This window comes from Streptomyces sp. cg40, assembly GCF_050320165.1.
GTDB lineage: Bacteria > Actinomycetota > Actinomycetes > Streptomycetales > Streptomycetaceae > Streptomyces > Streptomyces hokutonensis.
In genome coordinates this window covers 5,260,599-5,279,031 of sequence record NZ_CP190128.1, presented here as the reverse complement: position 1 = coordinate 5,279,031, position 18,433 = coordinate 5,260,599, and the positions used below count along the sequence as shown (strand labels likewise).

At 71.6% G+C, this 18,433-nt stretch carries 15 protein-coding genes, 1 tRNA gene and 1 other RNA gene; 5 read left to right on the top strand and 12 right to left on the bottom strand.

The features are described 5' to 3' along the window. Position 1: 1 nt before the first annotated feature. The 11 genes from ACQHII_RS23375 to ACQHII_RS23325 all read right to left on the bottom strand — a co-directional run bounded on the left by ACQHII_RS23375 (position 2) and on the right by ACQHII_RS23325 (position 10,432). Positions 2–1,420: an alpha/beta hydrolase-fold protein gene (locus ACQHII_RS23375; RefSeq protein ID WP_427921133.1), complete on the bottom strand. Its 1,419-nt coding sequence runs from the start codon at positions 1,418–1,420 to the stop codon at positions 2–4. 250 nt (positions 1,421–1,670) lie between these two features. Beyond that, on the bottom strand, positions 1,671–3,101 hold the full coding sequence (locus ACQHII_RS23370; RefSeq protein ID WP_427921132.1) for a hypothetical protein: 1,431 nt from the start codon (positions 3,099–3,101) through the stop codon (positions 1,671–1,673). A gap of 73 nt (positions 3,102–3,174) precedes the next feature. Next, on the bottom strand, positions 3,175–3,795 hold the full coding sequence (locus tag ACQHII_RS23365) for a GMC oxidoreductase (protein WP_427921131.1): 621 nt from the start codon (positions 3,793–3,795) through the stop codon (positions 3,175–3,177). Next, complete coding sequence (locus ACQHII_RS23360) at positions 3,684–4,115, bottom strand: GMC family oxidoreductase N-terminal domain-containing protein (protein WP_427921130.1); 432 nt, start codon at positions 4,113–4,115, stop codon at positions 3,684–3,686. The genes ACQHII_RS23365 and ACQHII_RS23360 overlap by 112 nt, the downstream gene beginning before the upstream one ends. Next, positions 4,046–4,411: a hypothetical protein gene (locus ACQHII_RS23355; RefSeq protein ID WP_427921129.1), complete on the bottom strand. Its 366-nt coding sequence runs from the start codon at positions 4,409–4,411 to the stop codon at positions 4,046–4,048. The genes ACQHII_RS23360 and ACQHII_RS23355 overlap by 70 nt, the downstream gene beginning before the upstream one ends. 145 nt (positions 4,412–4,556) lie before the next feature. Further along, positions 4,557–5,798: an ABC transporter permease gene (locus ACQHII_RS23350; RefSeq protein WP_427921128.1), complete on the bottom strand. Its 1,242-nt coding sequence runs from the start codon at positions 5,796–5,798 to the stop codon at positions 4,557–4,559. A gap of 17 nt (positions 5,799–5,815) precedes the next feature. Continuing rightward, the gene (locus ACQHII_RS23345) at positions 5,816–6,532 is read right to left on the bottom strand and encodes an ABC transporter ATP-binding protein (protein ID WP_427921127.1); all 717 of its coding nucleotides are present in this window, start codon (positions 6,530–6,532) and stop codon (positions 5,816–5,818) included. Next, positions 6,529–7,989, bottom strand: coding sequence for a peptidoglycan-binding protein (locus ACQHII_RS23340; protein WP_427921126.1), 1,461 nt, complete (start codon positions 7,987–7,989; stop codon positions 6,529–6,531). The genes ACQHII_RS23345 and ACQHII_RS23340 overlap by 4 nt, the downstream gene beginning before the upstream one ends. Then, on the bottom strand, positions 7,986–8,948 hold the full coding sequence (locus ACQHII_RS23335) for a hypothetical protein (protein ID WP_427921125.1): 963 nt from the start codon (positions 8,946–8,948) through the stop codon (positions 7,986–7,988). Before ACQHII_RS23335 ends, ACQHII_RS23340 begins: the two co-directional genes overlap by 4 nt. A 57-nt stretch (positions 8,949–9,005) precedes the next feature. After that, a complete protein-coding gene (locus tag ACQHII_RS23330; protein ID WP_427921124.1) occupies positions 9,006–9,815 on the bottom strand; it encodes a hypothetical protein in 810 nt (269 codons plus the stop codon). 2 nt (positions 9,816–9,817) lie between these two features. Then, positions 9,818–10,432 (bottom strand): SigE family RNA polymerase sigma factor, encoded by a 615-nt coding sequence (locus ACQHII_RS23325; RefSeq protein ID WP_427921123.1) that lies wholly within the window; start codon positions 10,430–10,432, stop codon positions 9,818–9,820. A gap of 192 nt (positions 10,433–10,624) precedes the next feature. On the opposite strand from ACQHII_RS23325, the gene ACQHII_RS23320 reads away from it, so the two are divergent. Next, complete coding sequence (locus ACQHII_RS23320) at positions 10,625–11,149, top strand: hypothetical protein (RefSeq protein WP_427921122.1); 525 nt, start codon at positions 10,625–10,627, stop codon at positions 11,147–11,149. Positions 11,150–11,694: 545 nt separating this feature from the next. Here the strand turns inward: ACQHII_RS23320 and ACQHII_RS23315 are convergent. Further along, a tRNA-Ser gene (locus ACQHII_RS23315) sits at positions 11,695–11,782 on the bottom strand. Positions 11,783–11,853: 71 nt separating this feature from the next. On the opposite strand from ACQHII_RS23315, the gene ffs reads away from it, so the two are divergent. The 4 genes from ffs (at position 11,854) to ACQHII_RS23295 (ending at position 18,254) form a co-directional block, all read left to right on the top strand. Further along, an RNA gene (ffs, locus tag ACQHII_RS23310) (signal recognition particle sRNA small type) lies at positions 11,854–11,952 on the top strand. 117 nt (positions 11,953–12,069) lie between these two features. Continuing rightward, the gene (locus tag ACQHII_RS23305; protein WP_427921121.1) at positions 12,070–14,424 is read left to right on the top strand and encodes a DNA polymerase III subunit gamma and tau; all 2,355 of its coding nucleotides are present in this window, start codon (positions 12,070–12,072) and stop codon (positions 14,422–14,424) included. 391 nt (positions 14,425–14,815) lie between these two features. After that, complete coding sequence (purD, locus tag ACQHII_RS23300; protein WP_427921120.1) at positions 14,816–16,069, top strand: phosphoribosylamine--glycine ligase; 1,254 nt, start codon at positions 14,816–14,818, stop codon at positions 16,067–16,069. Positions 16,070–16,394: 325 nt separating this feature from the next. Then, complete coding sequence (locus ACQHII_RS23295; RefSeq protein WP_427921119.1) at positions 16,395–18,254, top strand: hypothetical protein; 1,860 nt, start codon at positions 16,395–16,397, stop codon at positions 18,252–18,254. The last annotated feature ends 179 nt before the right edge of the window (positions 18,255–18,433 follow it).

The following is an 18,433-nucleotide window of genomic DNA, read 5'->3' as shown; positions in this document are numbered from 1 at the left end:
ACTACATCGACTGGCGCATGATCCAGTCCCGGATGCCCGGGATCGTGTACGCGACCTGCCAGGTCGCCATGTGCGCACTGGTCGTGGAGCCCGTCGGTACGACCGTGCCCGCCTCGAACGCGGCGAAGTTCACCGGAGTCCGCTGCGCCTTCATGCCGCGCACGTCGGCCGCGAACTCGGCGGCGGTGGACTGCCCGTCCCACAGCGCGGTGCTGACCTGCGTGCCCTGTTCCTGGATGACCGCGGTGATGGCCTGCTCGCCGGGGTAGGCCTTGGTGTCGTCGGCGGAGACCAGGATCCACAGGTCCTTCTTCGCCAGCGGCGCGGCCTGCGCCTCGGGCCACTGCCCGGCGACGATGAACGCCGCCGCGAACAGGTCGGGGTACTTGATGTTCAGGCCGAGCGACATCATCGCGCCCATCGACTGCCCGGTCGTGTAGCGGCGCTTGCGGTCGATGCTGTACTGCTGCGTCACGGACTCGACGAGGTTGGCGGTGGCGTCGAAGAGGGTCGACGGCAGGTAGTCGTCGTCGATCACGACCGAGCCGTACTCGGGAGCCAGCACGAAGGCCTCGTGCCGGGCCTGGTCCTCGGGGCTCGCCCAGCACACCGCGCCGAGCCCCTGCACCAGCGGGCCCTCGGTCGCGACGTTGACCACGCTCGCGTCGTGCATGAACAGCACCAGCGGGTAGTGCTTGCGCGGGTTGTAGTCCTTGGGGACGAACAGGTTGTAGTTCAGGGTCTGACCGGTCGCGGGGTCGTTGAAGGTGAACTGCTGGAAGTCGTCGACGATCAGGTTCTTCACCGCGTCGGTGGTCAGCGCCGTGGTGCTCGCGGGGTACCGCGTGCCGTGGGCCGTGGTGACCGTGCCGGCCTGCGTGAGCGTGGCCTTCGCGGCGACGATGGTGCCGCCGGGGGTGGTGTCGCCGACCTTCGGGCCGCCCGCCCCGACCCCGCCGCCGGAGTCGCCGGTGCCGGTACCGCCGGTGGGCGGGGTGCCGCCGCCCTGCTGGGTCACCCACAGGGCCGCCGCCGTGTCGTCCGGGGACAGCTCGACGATGACGTAGCGGCCGTAGCGCGCCCGGTCGGCGAGGTCGGCGGAGCGGTTCGTGTAGACCTTGGTCACGGTGCGGTCGGCGACCGTGAACGTCGACGTCGACAGCGTCCGCCCGTCGATCTCTCTGTCGTACTCGACGGCCACCGCGACGAGCTTCTGCCCGGCGCCGAAGACCTGGGTGATGGCCGTGAGGCCCTTCACATGGTCCCCGCCCGAACCGCCCGAACCGCCCGCACCGGCGGCACCGGTCGCGGCCGTCGTCCCGTCCGCCTCCCGTGCCGAGCTGGGGGACGCGCCGGCGAACACCACCAGGGCCCCCGCCGTCGCGGTCGCGGTACCGGCCATGAACCTACGCCTGTCCATGAAGGTGAGCTCCTTCGATCGAGGTTGTCAGGGCTGCCGGGCGCCACTGTCCTGCCTCAATCTGTGAAGCGATAGGCGAAATATGAAGCGTTTCCACAGGGGGCGCAGAAGTTCCCTGGTCGTCCCGGTGAATTCGCTTCGCGCAACCTTAGCTGGCGCGGGTTATCGTGCCGCAATTATTGACCCGCATTCGCCCGATTCGGCGGCGGCGGAAATTCGACGACGAAAACAGGCCGCATTCAGAGCGAACTCAGAGGGACTGGCCCATGACCCACTCCCGGATGCCCGGAATCGTGTAGGCGACGTGCCAGGTGGCCATGTGCGCGCTGGTCGACGAGCCCTTCGGCACGACCGTGCCGGTCTTGAACGCGGCATAGTTGACCGGTGCCTTCTGCGCCTTCATGCTCCGGACGTCCGTGGCGAACCGGGCACCTGTGGACCGCCCGTCCCATACCGCGGTCGCCACGGCCGTGCCCTGCGCCTTGACGACCTTCGTGATGGCGTTCTCGCCGGAGTACGACTTGTCGTCGTCCTGGGACACGACAATCCAGAGTTTCTTTTTCGCCAACGACTTCGCCTGGTCGGACGGCCACTGCCCGGCGACGACGAAAGACGCCCCGAACAGTTCCGGATACTTGATGTTCAGGCCCAGCGTCATCATCGCGCCCATCGACTGCCCGGTCGCGTAGAGCCGTTTCCCGTCGAGGCTGTACTTCTTGGTGAGCGCCTGCACGAGATGCGCGGTGGTGTCGAAGAGCGGCGACGGTTCGTAGGTGTCGTCGATCACGACGGAGCCGTACTCGGGCGCGAGCACGAAGGCCTCGTGCCGGGCCTGGTCCTCGGGGCTCGCCCAGCACACCGCGCCGAGGCCCTGCACCAGCGGGCCCTCGGTCGCGACGTTGACCACGCTCGCGTCGTGCATGAACAGGACCAGCGGGTAGTGCTTGCGGGGGTCGTAGTCCTTGGGGACGAACAGGTTGTACTTCAGGGTCTGTTTCGTCACCGGGTCGTTGAAGGTGAACTGCCGGAAGTCGTCCACGATCAGGTTCTTCACCGCGCCCGTGGTCACCTTCGTGGCGCTCGCGGGGTAGCGGGCGCCGGAGGCGGTGGTGACGGTGCCGGTCTGGGTGACGGTCGCCTTCGCGGCGACGATCGTCCCGCCCGGCGTGCTGTCCCCGACCTTCGGACCGCCTCCGCCGGGGGCCGCGCCGGCGGAGGACGACGAGGATGCCGTAGCGGACGCGGTGGGCGAGGAACCGGACGGCGTGGGCGACGCGCTCCCCGCCGCCGCGCCGGACCCCTGCTGCGTCACCCACAGTGCCGCCGCCTTGTCGTCCGGCGACAGCTCGACGATGACGTGGCGCCCGTCCCTGCCCCGCTCGGCGAGGTCGGCCGAGCGGTTCGCGTAGACCTTGGTGACGGTCCGGCCGGTGATCTTGAACGTCGACGTCGACAGGGCCGAACCGGTGATGTCGGCGTCGTACTCGACCGCCACCGCGATGAGCTTCTGCCCGTCGCCGTAGACCTTGGTGATCGCGGTGGCGCCCCGGATGTGCCCGTCGGCCGGAGCCGTCGCGCTCACGGCCTCGCCCTCGGCCCGCGCCGTGCATCCGGCCGTCCCGCCGAGCAAGGCCAAGGCGCTGGCGGCACCGGACCCCACGATGAACCTGCGCCTGTCCACCACGACGGACTCCTTCGGTGAGCTGCGTTCTGCCCTCACTCCAACCCGGACCGGGGCACCCCGCAACGGGAGATCAGCCGCTGATCAGGAACTCCGCGCACCGCTCGCCGATCACCACGGTCGGCGCATGCGTGTTGCCCGACGGGACGGCCGCCACGACCGACGCGTCCGCGACCCGCAGCCCCCGCGTCCGAACCAGCGGATCGACGACCGCCTCCGGCACGGCGCCCATCCGGCACGTCCCCACCTGGTGGTGACAACTGGCCAGGTTCCGCTTCGCATACGCGGCGATCTCGTCGTCCGTCACCACCCCCGGCCCGGGCGCGACCTCCCGCGCCCGCCACTCGCCGAGCGCCTTCCGCTCCCCGATCTCCCGCGCCCGCCTGACCGCCGTCACCATCGCCCGCAGGTCGTACGGCTCCTCGAAGTACCGCGGGTCGAGCGCGGACGCCTCGCCCGGATCGGCGGACCACAGCCACAGCCGCCCCCGGCTCAGCGTCCGGATCGTGCCCGGCGCGAGGCTGCACCCGTGTCCCTCCGCCGGCACCTCTTGTCCTACGACGGGCAGCGGCACGTGGGACATCACGGGCTGGAGGTCGGGGACGGCGAGTGCGGGATCGGTCTTCGCGAAGTACTGCGCCCCGATCTTGTTGGACGTCCCCGCCGGCACCGGCCGCGCCGACTCGTACCCCACCGGGGCGAGCGCGTGATCGTGCGGATTGGCCCGACCCCCGGCAGATCGGCGACGACGCCGATGCCGATCGCCCGCAGTTCGTCGGCGGGCCCGATCCCGCTGCGCAGCAGCAACTGCGCCGCGCCGATCGTCCCGCCGGACAGCACCACATCGCCCGTACTCCGTACGGCGACGGTCCGGCCGCCCTCGACCCCGCACGCGCGCCCGCCCACGACGGGCACCTGGACCACCGGCGCACCGGTCAGCACGGTCAACAGCGGGCTGTCCAGCACGGGTTGGACGAACGCCGTCCACGCGCTGACCCGCCGCCCGTCCCGCACATTGAGGTGGAGGAGATCGACCCCGAGGGGCTCCTCGCCGTTGTCAGCTGGAGGCTGACCTTGACGTGGTCGGACGCGTCCGAGCCGGCTGGTCGCCGGATGCGGGCCGTGTGCGGCGGAGTGGCCACGACGGACACCCGCGCCTCACCGACCCGCGCGACCCTCAACCGCGCGTGGAAATCGGGCCCTTCACGCGGCTCGATCTCCAGCGGCACGAAGGTGCGGCTGACGGTCTCGCGCCAGAACTCCAGCCGCGTCGCGGAGTTCTCCGCACGAGGCGTGGTGATCGAGGACATGGGCCGCTCCCCTCACCGCTCCGGCACCGGGCCCGAGGAGTGCAGGTCAGGAGGTCGGCCCTGTCCCGGCCGTGTTTCTACGACCGTCGTGCTTCTACGACCGTCGTGCTTCTACGACCGTCTTGTTTCTACGACGGCCGTATTTCTACGACGGTGCGCGCAGCGCGTCCACCGGCTCCATGCGGGCGGCGCGCAGCGACGGGTAGAGGCCCGCGAGGAGTCCGACGAGGGCGCCGGCCAGCGGGGCACCGAGCGCGAGCCGCATGTCGAGCACCGGCGTCCACTCCTTGAACACGGCGACACACACCACGACCGCGATGCCCAGCGCCGCTCCCACAACTCCCCCCAGCAGCCCGATGGTTGTCGACTCCAGCAGGAACTGCCCGGCCACCTGCCGTCGGGACGCGCCCAGCGAGCGCCGCAGCCCGATCTCGCCGACGCGTTCCATCACCGTCACCAGCGTCACATTGGCGATGCCGATCGCACCGACCACCAGCGAGACCAGCCCGAGGACGAGGAACAGGCTGTTGGTGTCGTTCTGCACCCCGGCCCGCGCCTTGGACAGATCGGGCGGCGCCTCGACGGAGAGCGAGTCCTGGTGTCCGGGCGCCAGCGCGATCGGCGCCTGCCGCGCCACCTGCTTCGCCGCGCCCAGCGCGGTGTCGACCAGCACCCGGGTGATGTCCGTCAGCCCGATCCGGTCGGCCGCGGTGGTCGGCGGCACCAACACGGCGGTGGACAGCCGCTGTTCGCGCCGGATCCCGCCGAGAATGCCGATGACCGTGTACGACTGCCCCTTGAAGAAGACCGCCGGCGCGTCCTCCACCCGCTTGATGCCGAGCAGCTTCGCCGCCTGGTCGCCGAGCACCACGACATGGTCGTGCCGGGCGATGTCCCCCGCGTCGTAGAACCGTCCCGCCGTCATGGTCCCGTGCACGGCGGCCGGCAGCCCCGCCGAGGCGGCGAGCACGGCGAGGGTCTGGCCGGACATGTCACCGGGCGCGGTCACGTCGTTGGACCGCACCAGCACGCTGTCGGTCGCGTTCGAGTCCGCGAGCGCGGCCACCGCGACGACACCCGCCAGCCGTCCTACGGCGTCGGTCCCCGACCACGGCACCAGCGGCCCGGCGTCCTCCGCACCGGGCAGCGGCGCCGGCACGGTCACGGTCACCGAAGTGGCGGTGAGGGCGTCGAACCGGCCGACGATCTGGTTGCCCGCGGTCGACGCGACCCCGATCGTGATGACGAGCGTGGTGATTCCGAGGACCGTGCCGAGCGTGGTCAGCGCGGACCGCACCGGCCGGGCGAGCACCCCCGCGAGGGCCTCCGTCCACAGGTCCCGCGGATCCATCCAGGGCCGCTCGACCAGCCCTTTCCCGTCTCTCACCAGCCCTTTCGCGCCTCTCACCGGTCCTCCGTCGTGAGTCGCCCGTCGGTGATCCGGACCCGGCGGGCCGCCCGCCGGCTGACCGCGTCGTCATGGGTGATCACGACCAGCGTCATGCCCTGCGCGCACAGGTCGTCGAAGAGCTCCAGCACGGAGAGGGTGTTCTCGGTGTCCAGGTTCCCGGTCGGCTCGTCGCAGAGGAGCAGCGCCGGATCGCTGAGCAACGCCCGTGCGATGGCGACCCGTTGCCGCTCCCCACCGGACAGCCGGTCCGGCCGGAAACCCACCCGGTGCCCCAACCCCACCTGTTCCAGGGCCAGATGGGCCCGCGCCAGCCGCCCACCGCGCCCGCGCTCGGAACGCGGCCTGCGATAGGTCTCGGCCAGCATCACGTTCTCGTCGACCGTCCGGTACGGCAGCAGGTGGAAGGCCTGGAACACGAACCCGATCCGGCTCCCGCGCAACGAGGTCCGCTCCAGGTCGCCGAGCCCGGTGGTCTCCACCCCGTCCAGCAGATACGACCCCGCCGTGGGCCGGTCCAGCAGCCCGAGCGTGTTGAGCAGCGTCGACTTCCCGGAACCGGACGGCCCGACGATGGCCAGGTGTTCGCCACGCCGGACGGTCAAGTGGACGTCGCGCAGGGCGTGCACAGGTGGCTCGGAGGGGAACGTCCGCTCCACACCAGTGAGTTGGATGACCGTATCGACCACGCTCTCCACCACGGTGTCGGTCACTCGCCCACCACCACCCTCTCGCCCGCCTTCAACGTGCCCCCGGCGGGCTTGACTTCGACGATCCCGGCAGCGGAGAGCCCGACGGTGACATGGACGTCGGTCACGGTGTTGCCGCGGGCGACCTGGACCCGGGCCCGCCCGTCGGACGAGGTGTGGATCGCGGCCATCGGCACGGTCAGCACCTTGCCGTCCGAGGCCCCGACCTTGATGGTCACCTTCACGGCGGCCCCGGCCTCACCGGCGAGCGGCCCGGGCTCCGGGACGGTGATGCGCACCTGGACGGCGGCGGTGGAGCCGGAGGAGTCGGAGGAGTCGCTTTCATCGGCGGCGGCGGGGGCCGTCGCGGAGGAGTCCGAGGCGGAGGAGTCCGCGGCCGACGACGTATCGGAGCCGGAGCCGGAGCCGTCCGCCACGACATCCACCGTGCCGGTCGCCGACTTGCCGTCCGCCGTGGTCAGTCGGGCGGTCATCCCGTGCCGCAGGAGCTGCGCGTCCGTGCCGGGGACGGCCGCCTCCACCACCACGTCGGAGCTGGTCACCGTGCCGATCTGGCCGGACGGGGTGTCGCCCGTCTTCACGCTCACCTTGTCGAGCCGCGCGGGCAGCTTCGGCAGGAAGACGACCTCGCCGGCCGGGACCTTCGTACCGTAGGTGGCCTTGAAACTGCTGAGCGCGTCGTTCGCCAGGTCCAGCGCCTTCTTGGCGGACTTGACCTGGATCTCGTGGACCTGCTGGTCGGTGCCGGACTGGGGGCTCGGAGAGGCGGAACCGGTGCTGGGGGAGACGCTGTCGGTGGTGAGCAGCGCCTCCTGCGCCGCGGATACGGCCTGTTCGAGGGAGCCGAGCTGCTGCTGATCGGCGGGACTCGGTTCCTGGGCGTCGTACCCCTTGCTCTTGTACCAGGCGGCGACAGCGCCGGCGGTGCCCTGACCGTACGTCCCGCTGATCGAGCCGGGGTCGAACCCGAGCCGCTGCAAGGCTTTCTGAAGCTGCGTCACATCGTCGCCAGAACTGCCGGGCCCCAGTACGCGGTACATCGGCACGGAACCGCCGAGCGCGAACACCGGACGGCCGTTGACCGTCATCAGCACGTCGCCCTCCTTGATCTTCGTACCGGCTGTCGGCGCCTTGGTGACCCGCTGCTCGGCACCCTCGCCGTCCGTACCGGCGGACGTCCCCGCGCCGACCGGCCCGGCCAGCGAGAGCGGCCGCGGCGAGGCGAACTCGACCGACCCGGTCGCCACCACACTCGCGGTGAGCGACTGCCGTACGACCGCCACGGTCACCGGCCCGGCCTTCGGCGCCGTGTGCGCGGCGGCGGCGTCCGCGGGCGACTGCACCTGCGTCCCGGCGAACCACCCGCCCGCACCGACGAGCACCACGGCCCCCACCACGAGCCCAAGTCGCCTACGACCGCTGCCGATCCGGCGCGTGCTCGCTTCCTCCGGGCGGCTCATCCGTCCTCCCCGTAGTACGGCTTGGCCTTCTCCTTGGGGAAGTACGCGGCGCGGAACTTCTTTCCGCAGTCCAGGTCCTTCAGGGCGATGTCGATGTCCTTGTTCAGGAGGGGCAGCGCGGTCTCCTTGCTCATCGACATGAAGTTCTCCGGGAGCTTCTTGGAGATGTCGATGCGGACCATGTCGACCATGCCGGTCGGCTGGGTGGTGGAGACGGGGATGCCCTGCCCGGTCAGACAGGTCGCGAACTGCTGCGCGAGCTGGACGAGTTGGGGATCTCCGTTGAGGGCGAGGCCGTTGGCGTGGTTCGCGTCGTTACGGGCCTTCTCGGCGTTCTTCTCGGCCGCCGCGCTGAGCGCCGGTCCGTGCGCCGCGACCCGCCCGACCTCCGAGCAGCCGCCGGGCTTCTCCTCGGCCTTGGACTTGGCCGGGGGACCGCTCAGCGCGATGTCGTACGCCTTCTTCTGCGCGTCGGTCAGCCCGTCCTCGTCGTGGTCCACGGGCGTGATCCGCTTGGCCGCCGCGGCTTTGCTGAAGGGGACGTTCGGGTCGTTCGGGTAGACGGCGCCGGCGTAGTACCCGAAGCCGTACTTCTGCCGGAACTGCTTCGCCTGCGCGTAGTCCTCCCCGTCGACCGCCACGAGCGGATCGGCCGCCGTGGAGGTCCGCACGTTCGGGGTGTAGGTGAAGCCCTGCTTCTTCATGCAGACCGCGATGGCGTTCTCCTCGATGTACTGCTGCTTGGTCGCCTCGTCGACGCCGTCGGGGACGGTGAGTTGCACGGCGCCGTTGGAGGCGGTCGTGGTGGCGGCGCCGGATCCGCCGCCCGAACTGCCGCCGGACGCGGCCGACTTGGCGCCCGCGCCGCCGCCACCGCAGGCGGCGAGGAGGGGCAGCAGGCCGATGGCGAGTGCGGTGACCAGGGGGCTGCGTATGTCGGGTGTACTGAATTTGGGCATGCTCATGCCATCCTCGTTGTCGGGGTTGATCAAGATGTGTGCCGGAGGTGCGTCAGCTCAGTCGCCGGTCTCCTTGACGGCGTCGAAGATGCGCGGGTCGGTGGCCACTTGGAGCAGGGGAGTGTCCGTCCAGGAACTGCCGCGGCTCTTGCCGGCGGCGGCCTCGTCGAGCGAGCCGGCGATCACCTGTACCGTCCAGCCGCCCGAGGTCAGGTAACTGACACCGGTCGCCCAGGAGTTCTCGGTGCGGGGACTGCCCGGCTCGGGCAGTCCCATGTCGGACACGTAGTAGCGCAGCACGCTGCCCGACCCGCGCCTGGTCAGGCTGCACTTGTAGATCAGGCCGTTCCACGGGGAGGCGAGCACGCGTCCGGTGTTGTTCGGGCAGGACTGGGCCCGCTGGGCGTACGACGGGTCCACGGCGGTCCGGCTGACGCCCACGTAGAGGTCGGCCGTGCCGCCATCGGCGGTGGTCACCCTGAAGTACCGTCCGGGCCGCAGGGGTTGGCGCGGATTCCCGGCCTCGATCTCGGCGGCGTTGCGAGCGGGCAGGATCGACCGCAGCAGCTCCAGCGACGGATACCAGACCGTCGGCTCCGCCGCGGGCAGCGTCGGCGCGGCCTGGGGCCGGGGTGCGAGCAGCGCGTGCCCGCCGAGCGCGAGCACCCCCGCGACGACCGCGGCGCTCACGGCCGTACCGACCCTGCGCCGCCGGCGCATCCGCGTGCCGCGTACGACGGCGCCCGGCACGAGGTCCGGCATGGGCGGCTCGGGCATCGAGCCCAACTCACCGAAGGCTTCGATCAGTTGGGGCTCGTAGGCGTGGGTGTGCTGGTCCGCGTACCGGTCACCGCCCTTCCCGTTCATGCTCACCACTCCGCCCGCAGATAGTCGGTGCCGGTGTCTGTCGTAGTCCCGGTTCCTGTCGTCCCGAAGTCCTTGCCGGACTCGGCGAGGATGTGCCGGAGCGTGCCGAGCCCCCGGGAGGTCTGGCTCTTCACCGTGCCGACGCTGCATCCCAGGGCCGCCGCGGTGGCCTCCACGCTCTGGTCCTCCCAGAACCGCAGCACCAGCACCGCCCGTCCGCGTGGCGGCAGTTGCCGCAGGGCGTCCAGCAGCGTCAGCCGCAGATCCGGATCCGAGGCCGGGGCCGGGGCCGGGGCCACCATGTCCTCCTGAAGCGCCCCCGATCCCGTCCGCTCCCACCAGCGTCGGCGCCTGGTCTCGTCGATGAAGGTCCGGTACAGCACCCGCCGGGCGTACCCGTCCGGCGACTCCAACTGCCGCACCCGACGCCACACCGCGTACAGCTTCGCCAGCGCCGTCTGCGTCAGGTCCTCGGCCAAGTGCCAGTCCCCGCACAGCAGATGGGCCGAACGCCGCAGATGCGCCTGCCGGCTGCGCGCGAAGTCGTCGAAGTCCAGCCCGCTTTCGACGACACCACCCGCATCGGAGACGTCCCGCCCGACCGGCGTCCGGATCACAGGCCACCTCCGCCCGGCACCGGCGCGGTGCGCGGTGAGAAGTACTTCATGCCCATGGAACGGGCGCATGGGCCAAGGAGGTTGTCACGTCCGGAGAATTTCTTTCGCCGACGGTCACCGGTCACAGCAACAATGGCGACAATGAACGACCGCGACTGACAAGCGGGACAACAGGGCAACGGGGGTGCGGCGGTGGGCAGTTCACCGAGACAGCGCTACAGCGCGACGGTGTGGCAACGGCTGGGCCCTGTGTTTCCCATGCTCGTCGTCGGTGTGGCCCTCCTCGTCACGTCCTTGACCGGCTCACCGCCCCCGGACGCGCTGGCCGCCTGGCTGACCGTCTGCTTCGGCCTGCTGGTCCTGGACATCCTGCTTCCCGCCTACTTCGGCGTCACCCTCACCGAGTCCGCGGCCGTGGTCCGCAACCTGCGCCGCCGAACCATCCCCTGGGCCGACATCCAGTCCATCCAGATCGAAACCATCATGGGCACCAGAACGGTCGTCCTCCACGAGGCGAACGGCCGCAGGACCCGGCTACGGGCCCCCAGCACAGGCTTCCTCGCCTGGGACCGCCGCTTCGAGGAGAAGTTCCACGTCATAGGCCAGTGGTGGCTGACCCACCGAGGCCCCGACTGGACCCCGCTCCCACCCCGCCCGGCCTGGACGGCCACGCCACAGACACCGGACGAGAAGAACCCGTTCGCTCCTCCTGCTTGACCGGTCGACATGGGAGCGGACCTTGGATCAGCCGGCGCACGGCGGCTGGCGAGACCCTCAACAGGGCGGCGCGAGCTGCCGCATCGCGAGGTTCGTCCAGTGGCGAACTGACATCAGCAGCCCCCGCTCGGCCGTCAACACGCCGGCCATGTACCGGAGACGCCTCGATCATGGAGCTCTGCAACCAGCTTCGATTCAGCGACGAGCTTGGCGGCTTCCCTGAGGCTGTGCATCACTGAACGGCCGCTCAACAACTGTTGGGCGGTCCGTTTCGCCGTGACATTGCCGTAGGTACGTCCACAAGCGTCTCCTTCTCAGGCAGGCGGACCTCTTGCGGCCCGTCACAGGTAGAAGCCCGAGAGAACTTCGCGCGTGAACCGCGCGGGCGTACTTTCCGAGATTCAGGCGGGAAGTGTGTGGCCTCGCCGACATGAAGGGACCATGGAGGCCGATTTCGGCCCCTTGCTGCCCAAGTTGGCCACTACAACGTCGATGGGCCCCGCTGCGAACAGCGGGGCCCATCGACATCGTGCCCGGTGAGGCACTGGCGGAGGATACGAGATTCGAACTCGTGAGGGGTTGCCCCCAACACGCTTTCCAAGCGTGCGCCCTAGGCCACTAGGCGAATCCTCCGCGGCAAACAATACAAGACGTTGAGGAGTGCTCGCGAACTCGTTCCCCCCGCTCAGATCCTGTAGCCTGTGCGGAGCCCCCCACGCGGCGCTATCTGACTGAACTCCCCCAGGGCCGGAAGGCAGCAAGGGTAGGTTGGCTCTGGCGGGTGCGTGGGGGGCGCTTGAGTTTTCGGTGCCCGGTGCCCGGTGCCCGGTGCCCGGCATCCCTGTGGCTGCCGCCCCTCGCGTCCTCGCGAGCTTGCCCGTCGGCCCCCGTTGTCAGTGCGCGCCTATAACCTCGTACGCGTGTCGTCTCTCGCGCTGTACCGCCGTTATCGCCCGGAGTCGTTCGCCGAGGTCATCGGGCAGGAGCATGTAACCGACCCGTTGCAGCAGGCGCTGCGGAACAACCGGGTCAATCACGCGTACCTGTTCAGCGGGCCGCGCGGCTGTGGCAAGACGACCAGTGCGCGGATTCTGGCCCGGTGCCTGAACTGCGAGAAGGGGCCGACCCCGACGCCCTGCGGTGAGTGCCTGTCCTGCCGCGATCTCGCGCGCAACGGACCTGGGTCGATCGACGTCATCGAGATCGACGCCGCGTCGCACGGTGGTGTGGACGACGCCCGTGAGCTGCGCGAGAAGGCGTTCTTCGGGCCCGCGAGCAGCCGGTACAAGATCTACATCATCGACGAGGCCCACATGGTCACGTCGGCGGGCTTCAACGCCCTGCTCAAGGTCGTCGAGGAGCCCCCGGAGCACCTCAAGTTCATCTTCGCGACCACCGAGCCCGAGAAGGTCATCGGGACCATTCGGTCGCGGACGCACCATTACCCCTTCCGGCTGGTGCCGCCCGGCACCCTTCGCGAGTACCTCGGTGAGGTGTGCGGGCGGGAGAACATCCCCGTCGAGGACGGCGTGCTGCCGCTCGTCGTGCGCGCGGGTGCCGGTTCCGTGCGTGACTCGATGTCCGTCATGGACCAGCTGCTCGCGGGCGCGAGCACTGACGGTGTGACCTATGCCATGGCGACCTCCCTCCTCGGCTACACGGACGCCTCGCTGCTCGACTCCGTGGTCGAGGCCTTCGCCACCGGTGACGGCGCCGCCGCGTTCGAGGTCGTCGACCACGTCATGGAGGGGGGCAACGACCCCCGCCGTTTCGTCGCCGACCTGCTGGAACGCCTCCGCGACCTGGTGATCCTCGCGGCCGTGCCCGATGCCCTGGAGAAGGGCCTCATCGACGCCCCGGCCGACGTCCTGGAACGCATGCAGGCCCAGGCCGGCACCTTCGGCGCGGCCGAACTCAGCCGCGCCGCCGACCTCGTCAACACCGGCCTGACCGAGATGCGCGGCGCCACCTCCCCCCGCCTCCAGCTCGAACTCATCTGCGCCCGCGTGATGCTCCCCGCCGCGTACGGCGACGAACAGTCCGTCATGGCCCGCCTCGACCGGCTCGAACGAGGCGTCAACTTCGCGGGCGCCGGCGGAGCACCCGCCATGGGATACGTCCCCGGACCCGACGTCCACGGTGGCCATCCCCAACCGCAGGCACAGGGCCAGGCACAGGCACAGGCACAGGCACAGATGCAGTCCCAGGCTCCGGCCTACGGCGGAGGCGGCGCCGCACCCGTCCCGCCGGGCGGCGGTGCCGCTGCCGCCCGGGCCGCCGTACGAGGCCCAGGGGCACCCGGCGTTGCCCCGACCCCTGCCCCCGCGACGCCCTCGGAGCAGGCCCCCACCCCCTACTCCCAACCCGCCCCGCCACCCCAGGCACCCCCGCAGGCGCAGCCGCAACCCCAGGCACAACCCCCTGCCCCCGGCGCCTGGCCCACCGCCACCGCCGCAGGCAGCGGTCGCCGCCCGGGCGGCTGGCCCACGGCAACACCGGCGGGCGGCGGCCAGCCCCCGTCCGCCCACAGCGCCCCCGCCCCCGCACCCGTACCCACCGCCGCCCCCGCCGCCGTACCGGCCTCCGCACCCCAGGCTCAGGCCGCGGCCCCCGTTCAGCCCCCGGCCGGCGGTCTCGACCCCCGCATGCTCTGGCCGAACATCCTGGAAGTGGTGAAGAACCGCCGCCGTTTCACCTGGATCCTGCTCAGCCAGAACGCGCAGGTCACCGGCTTCGACGGCACGACCCTCCAGATCGGCTTCGTCAACGCCGGGGCGCGGGACAACTTCAACAGCAGCGGCAGCGAGGACGTACTGAAGCAGGCGCTGGCCGAGCAGTTCAACGTCCAGTGGAAGATCGAGGCGGTCGTCGACCCGTCGGGCGGCGGCGCTCCGCCCCCGCAGCCAGGCGGTTCCTACGGCGGAGGCGGTGGCGGCGGTGCGGCAGGTGGCTACGGCACGGCACCCGCACCCGGCGGCTACGGCGCCCCCGGCCCCGCCGCGCCCGCCCCCCGCCCGGCATCCCCGCAGCCCACCCCCGCCGCAGCGCCCGCACCCACGAACACCACCAACTCCCCCTCCGCACAGGCGCCCGCCCAGCCCCAACCCCCCGCCGCCGCCACCCCCTCCGCGGCCCTCGTCCACCACACCGTCTCCGCCGAGGACGACACCCCCGAGGACGACGACCCCGACCTCGACGAGTCGGCCCTCTCCGGCCACGAGCTGATCGTGCGGGAGCTGGGAGCGACGGTGATGGAGGAGTTCACGAACGAGTAGGGAGGGAGCGACTGAGCAGGGCCCTTACGGCCCCCCGTCACCGCCCCTTACGACCACCCCGTCACCGTCTCGCACGACGGCCCGACCCCACCCCGGGCGACCGCCCGTCACCGCCCCGCACGACCACCCCGTCACCGCCCCTTACGACCACCCCGTCACCGTCTCGCACGACGGCCCGACCCCACCCCGGGCGACCGCCCGTCACCGCCCCGCACGACCACCCCGTCACCGCCCTGCACGACGGCCCGACCCCACCCCGGGCGACCGCCCGTCACCGCCCCGCACGACCACCCCGTCACCGCCCTGCACGACCGCCCGTCACCACTCCGTACGCCCCCCCCCGACACCACCCCGCCCCGCCCCACCCTCCCCGTGTCCTAGGCTGACCCCCGTGAACGTCCTTGTCATCGGTACCGGCGCCCGCGAACACGCCCTGTGCCGTTCTCTGTCCCTCGACCCCGACGTCACCGCGCTGCACTGCGCCCCCGGCAACGCCGGCATCGCCGAGGTCGCCGAGCTGCACCCGGTCGACGCCCTCGACGGCGCCGCCGTGGCCGCGCTGGCCACGGAGCTCGGTGCCGAGCTGGTCGTCGTCGGTCCGGAGGCGCCCCTTGTCGCGGGGGTCGCCGACGCCGTGCGCGAGGCCGGCATCCCGGTCTTCGGCCCCTCCGGGGAGGCCGCGCAGCTGGAGGGCTCCAAGGCCTTCGCCAAGGAAGTGATGGCGGCGGCGGGTGTACCCACCGCCCGTTCCTACGTCTGCACGACTCCGCAAGAAGTCGACGAGGCTCTCGACGCCTTCGGTGCGCCGTACGTCGTGAAGGACGACGGACTGGCCGCCGGCAAGGGTGTCGTGGTGACCGACGACCTCGACGCGGCGAGGGCGCACGCCAACGCCTGTGAGCGGGTCGTCATCGAGGAGTTCCTCGACGGGCCCGAGGTGTCGCTCTTCGCGATCACCGACGGCGTGACGGTGGTCCCGCTCCAGCCCGCGCAGGACTTCAAGCGCGCGCTCGACGGCGACGAGGGCCCGAACACCGGCGGCATGGGCGCGTACTCCCCGCTGCCGTGGGCCGACCCGAAGCTGGTGGAAGAGGTCATGCAGACCGTCCTCCAGCCGACCGTCGACGAGCTGCGGCGGCGCGGCACCCCCTTCTCAGGCCTCCTCTACGCCGGTCTCGCGATCACCTCGCGCGGTGTGCGGGTCATCGAGTTCAACGCCCGCTTCGGCGACCCCGAGACCCAGGTGGTCCTGGCCCGGCTGAAGACCCCGCTGGCCGGCGTCCTGCTCGCCGCGGCGAACGGCACCCTCGAAGACCTGGCCCCGCTGCGCTGGAGCGAGGACGCGGCGGTCACCGTCGTCATCGCCTCGCACAACTACCCCGACACCCCGCGTACCGGCGACCCGATCACAGGCCTCGACGAGGTGGCCGCGCAGGACGCCCCGCACGCGTACGTGCTGCACGCCGGGACCAGGCACGACGGCGGCGACGTCGTCAGCGCGGGCGGCCGGGTGCTGTCCGTCACGGCCACCGGTACGGATCTCACGCAGGCCCGCGAGCGCGCCTACGCGGCCGTGGCCCGCGTCCGCCTCGACGGCTCCCAGCACCGCACGGACATCGCGGCGAAGGCGGCGACGGGCGCGTAACCCCAAGCGAACCCCACGCGAACCCAAGCGAACCCCAAAGCGCTCCCGCGCGCCGATGAACCCCGCAGGCCCCGAATTCGTCTCAGGATTCGGGGCCTGAACCTTGCCCTCACCCTCGCCCTCCGTCATCCACCTTTCCCCTGAGCCATTCCATCGAGTGACCGATGCCCCATCCGGCTGACGGGGGCCGGGGCCCCAACTATGGTGCGGCGCAAGCGTTCCGGCACTTGGCCCACCGGCATTGCGATGTCAGTGGCGGGTGCCACAGTGGGGGAGTGAGCAACGCCAGCAGAGCGGGACAGCACGGAGGGGGTGAGGTCCGGTCGTGACCGGTATGGGTGTGGAGGCGGGCGCGCAGGCGGCGCGTTCCCGGGCCCTGGCCGTGCTGCGCATCCGCAGCCGCGCGCTGGCCGTCGCCCTGTTGCCCGCCGCCGTCGCGGTGATCCTGCTCGCCGGCGGTTCCTCCGGCCATCTCGTGGGCCGGGGCTGGGACCTCGCCCGCTGGATCATGGGCGTGGCCGCCGTTCTGGTGCTGCTCGCGGCCGGCGCCATCGCGCTGGTCGTCGCCCGCTCCCGCCCCGCCGTGAGTCCCACGGTCGCGATCGCCGAGGAGTCGGCCCCCGACCTGTACCGCATGGTGCGCGACCTGGCCGACCGCCTCGACGTCCCCGCGCCCTCCGCGATAGCCCTCACCCCGGACTGCGACAGCTGGCTGGAGGACCGCACCCACCCGGCCCACGGTCCGCTCCCGCAGGAGGACCGGGACGAGATCACGGGCGTCCGCGGCCTCACCCCGGCGCGCTCCCGTCGTACGGCGGCCTCGCCCGTCCTGGTCATCGGCTCCCCGTTCCTGTGGTGGATGCGGGTCGGTGAGCTGCGCGCGGTGCTCGCCCCGGTCGTCGCGGGTACGGGACCCTCCGCGCACCCGGACATAGCCGCGGCCCGCCGTTTCGTACGGGGCCTGGACGCGGCGGTGGCCGTGGCCTCGGCACCGCGTGGTCCCGTGATCCGCTCGGTGCTCGCCGGTGTCGGCTGGGTGGCCCGGCTGCTGCTGCGCAGTTGCCGGGTGCACGCGGCCGAGATGGAGCGGGGTGTGGCCGCCGCCGCTGCCGAGCGTGCACAGGCTGTGGACTACGGCCTGCGGATCGTCGCCCAGGAGCAGGTGGGGCTGGCGTACGCGGGCTGGGACCGGCTGCTGACCCGGGTCGCGCTGCCCGCGTGGCGGATGGGCCGCTGGCCGTCCCGGCTGGACGCGGGCGTCGTCGCTGCGCTCACGGAGCTGTCCCGCCGCGACCGGCTGGCCGAGGGCTTCGCCTCCCGGCTCGGCGAGCGCCCCGCCTGCGACCTGCTCGAAGAGCCCGGCACGATCGACGAGGCGACCTCACTGCTGGCCGCCCGCCTGTTCCACGGCGGCCCGGCCGAGGCCGGTCCCGACTGGGCGCCGGTGGACTGGCAGGAGTACCCGGAGGAGGTGGTCGACCGCACCTGGCGTACCGACGCGGCCCGCCTCCACCGTGTCCTGGACACCCTCGGCGTCCGCCGTTCCCCCGACCCCGTCGCCCCGCACCACGACGCCCCGACCCTGGCCCGGGTGGTCGACCACCTGACGGACCCGGCTGCGGACGCCTCCGGCCGGTACGCGGAGTCGGCCGGGAGCGACGAGCGCTACGCGACGGGCCCGACCCCCGCCACCCCACCCGCGGAACCGGACACCGCCCTCCACGCCCCCGAGCCCTACAAGGCGATGGCCGCCGACGACGACGAAGAGCTCGGCGAAAGCTGCTCCCCGCACAGCGCGGCCCTCGCCGCCGGGCTCACCGCGGAGTTGGCGCGGGAGGAGGCGGCGGCTCCGGCGACCGGTTCGGCGCCGCCCGGACAGGGGCCCGACTCCGCGCTGTGGGACGACGGCTCGCTGCCGCTCTTCCCGCTCCAACCGCCGCGCAGCGGACGGGAGTTGCTCGCCGATCACGTCACGGCGATGGTGTGCTGCGCCGCGATGGACACGGCCGGCGCGACTCCCGGCCTCGACTGGCTCGACGGCCCGACGCTTCTCGTCAACGGCACGAGGGCGGCCGACCTCGCCCCGAGGGTGCTGAGCCTCGTGGAGGACGGCGACCCGGCCCCGCTGCGGGCATGGCTGATCGACCTGGGCATACGCCCGGAGAAGCCGGTACGCCTCGTCTGACGGCGGACCCCGCCACCCGTCATCCGTATCGGAACCAGCGCCTCCACTTTTGGTCAATTCGCAACGACCAGTGACAGAGTGCGTGCTTAATGTGATGTGCTGGGGCCGATCCCGTACGCCGTCCGGTGCCTGGCAAAGGCTTGCGGCATACGACAGTCGGGCGAAGCACCACCGCGGGG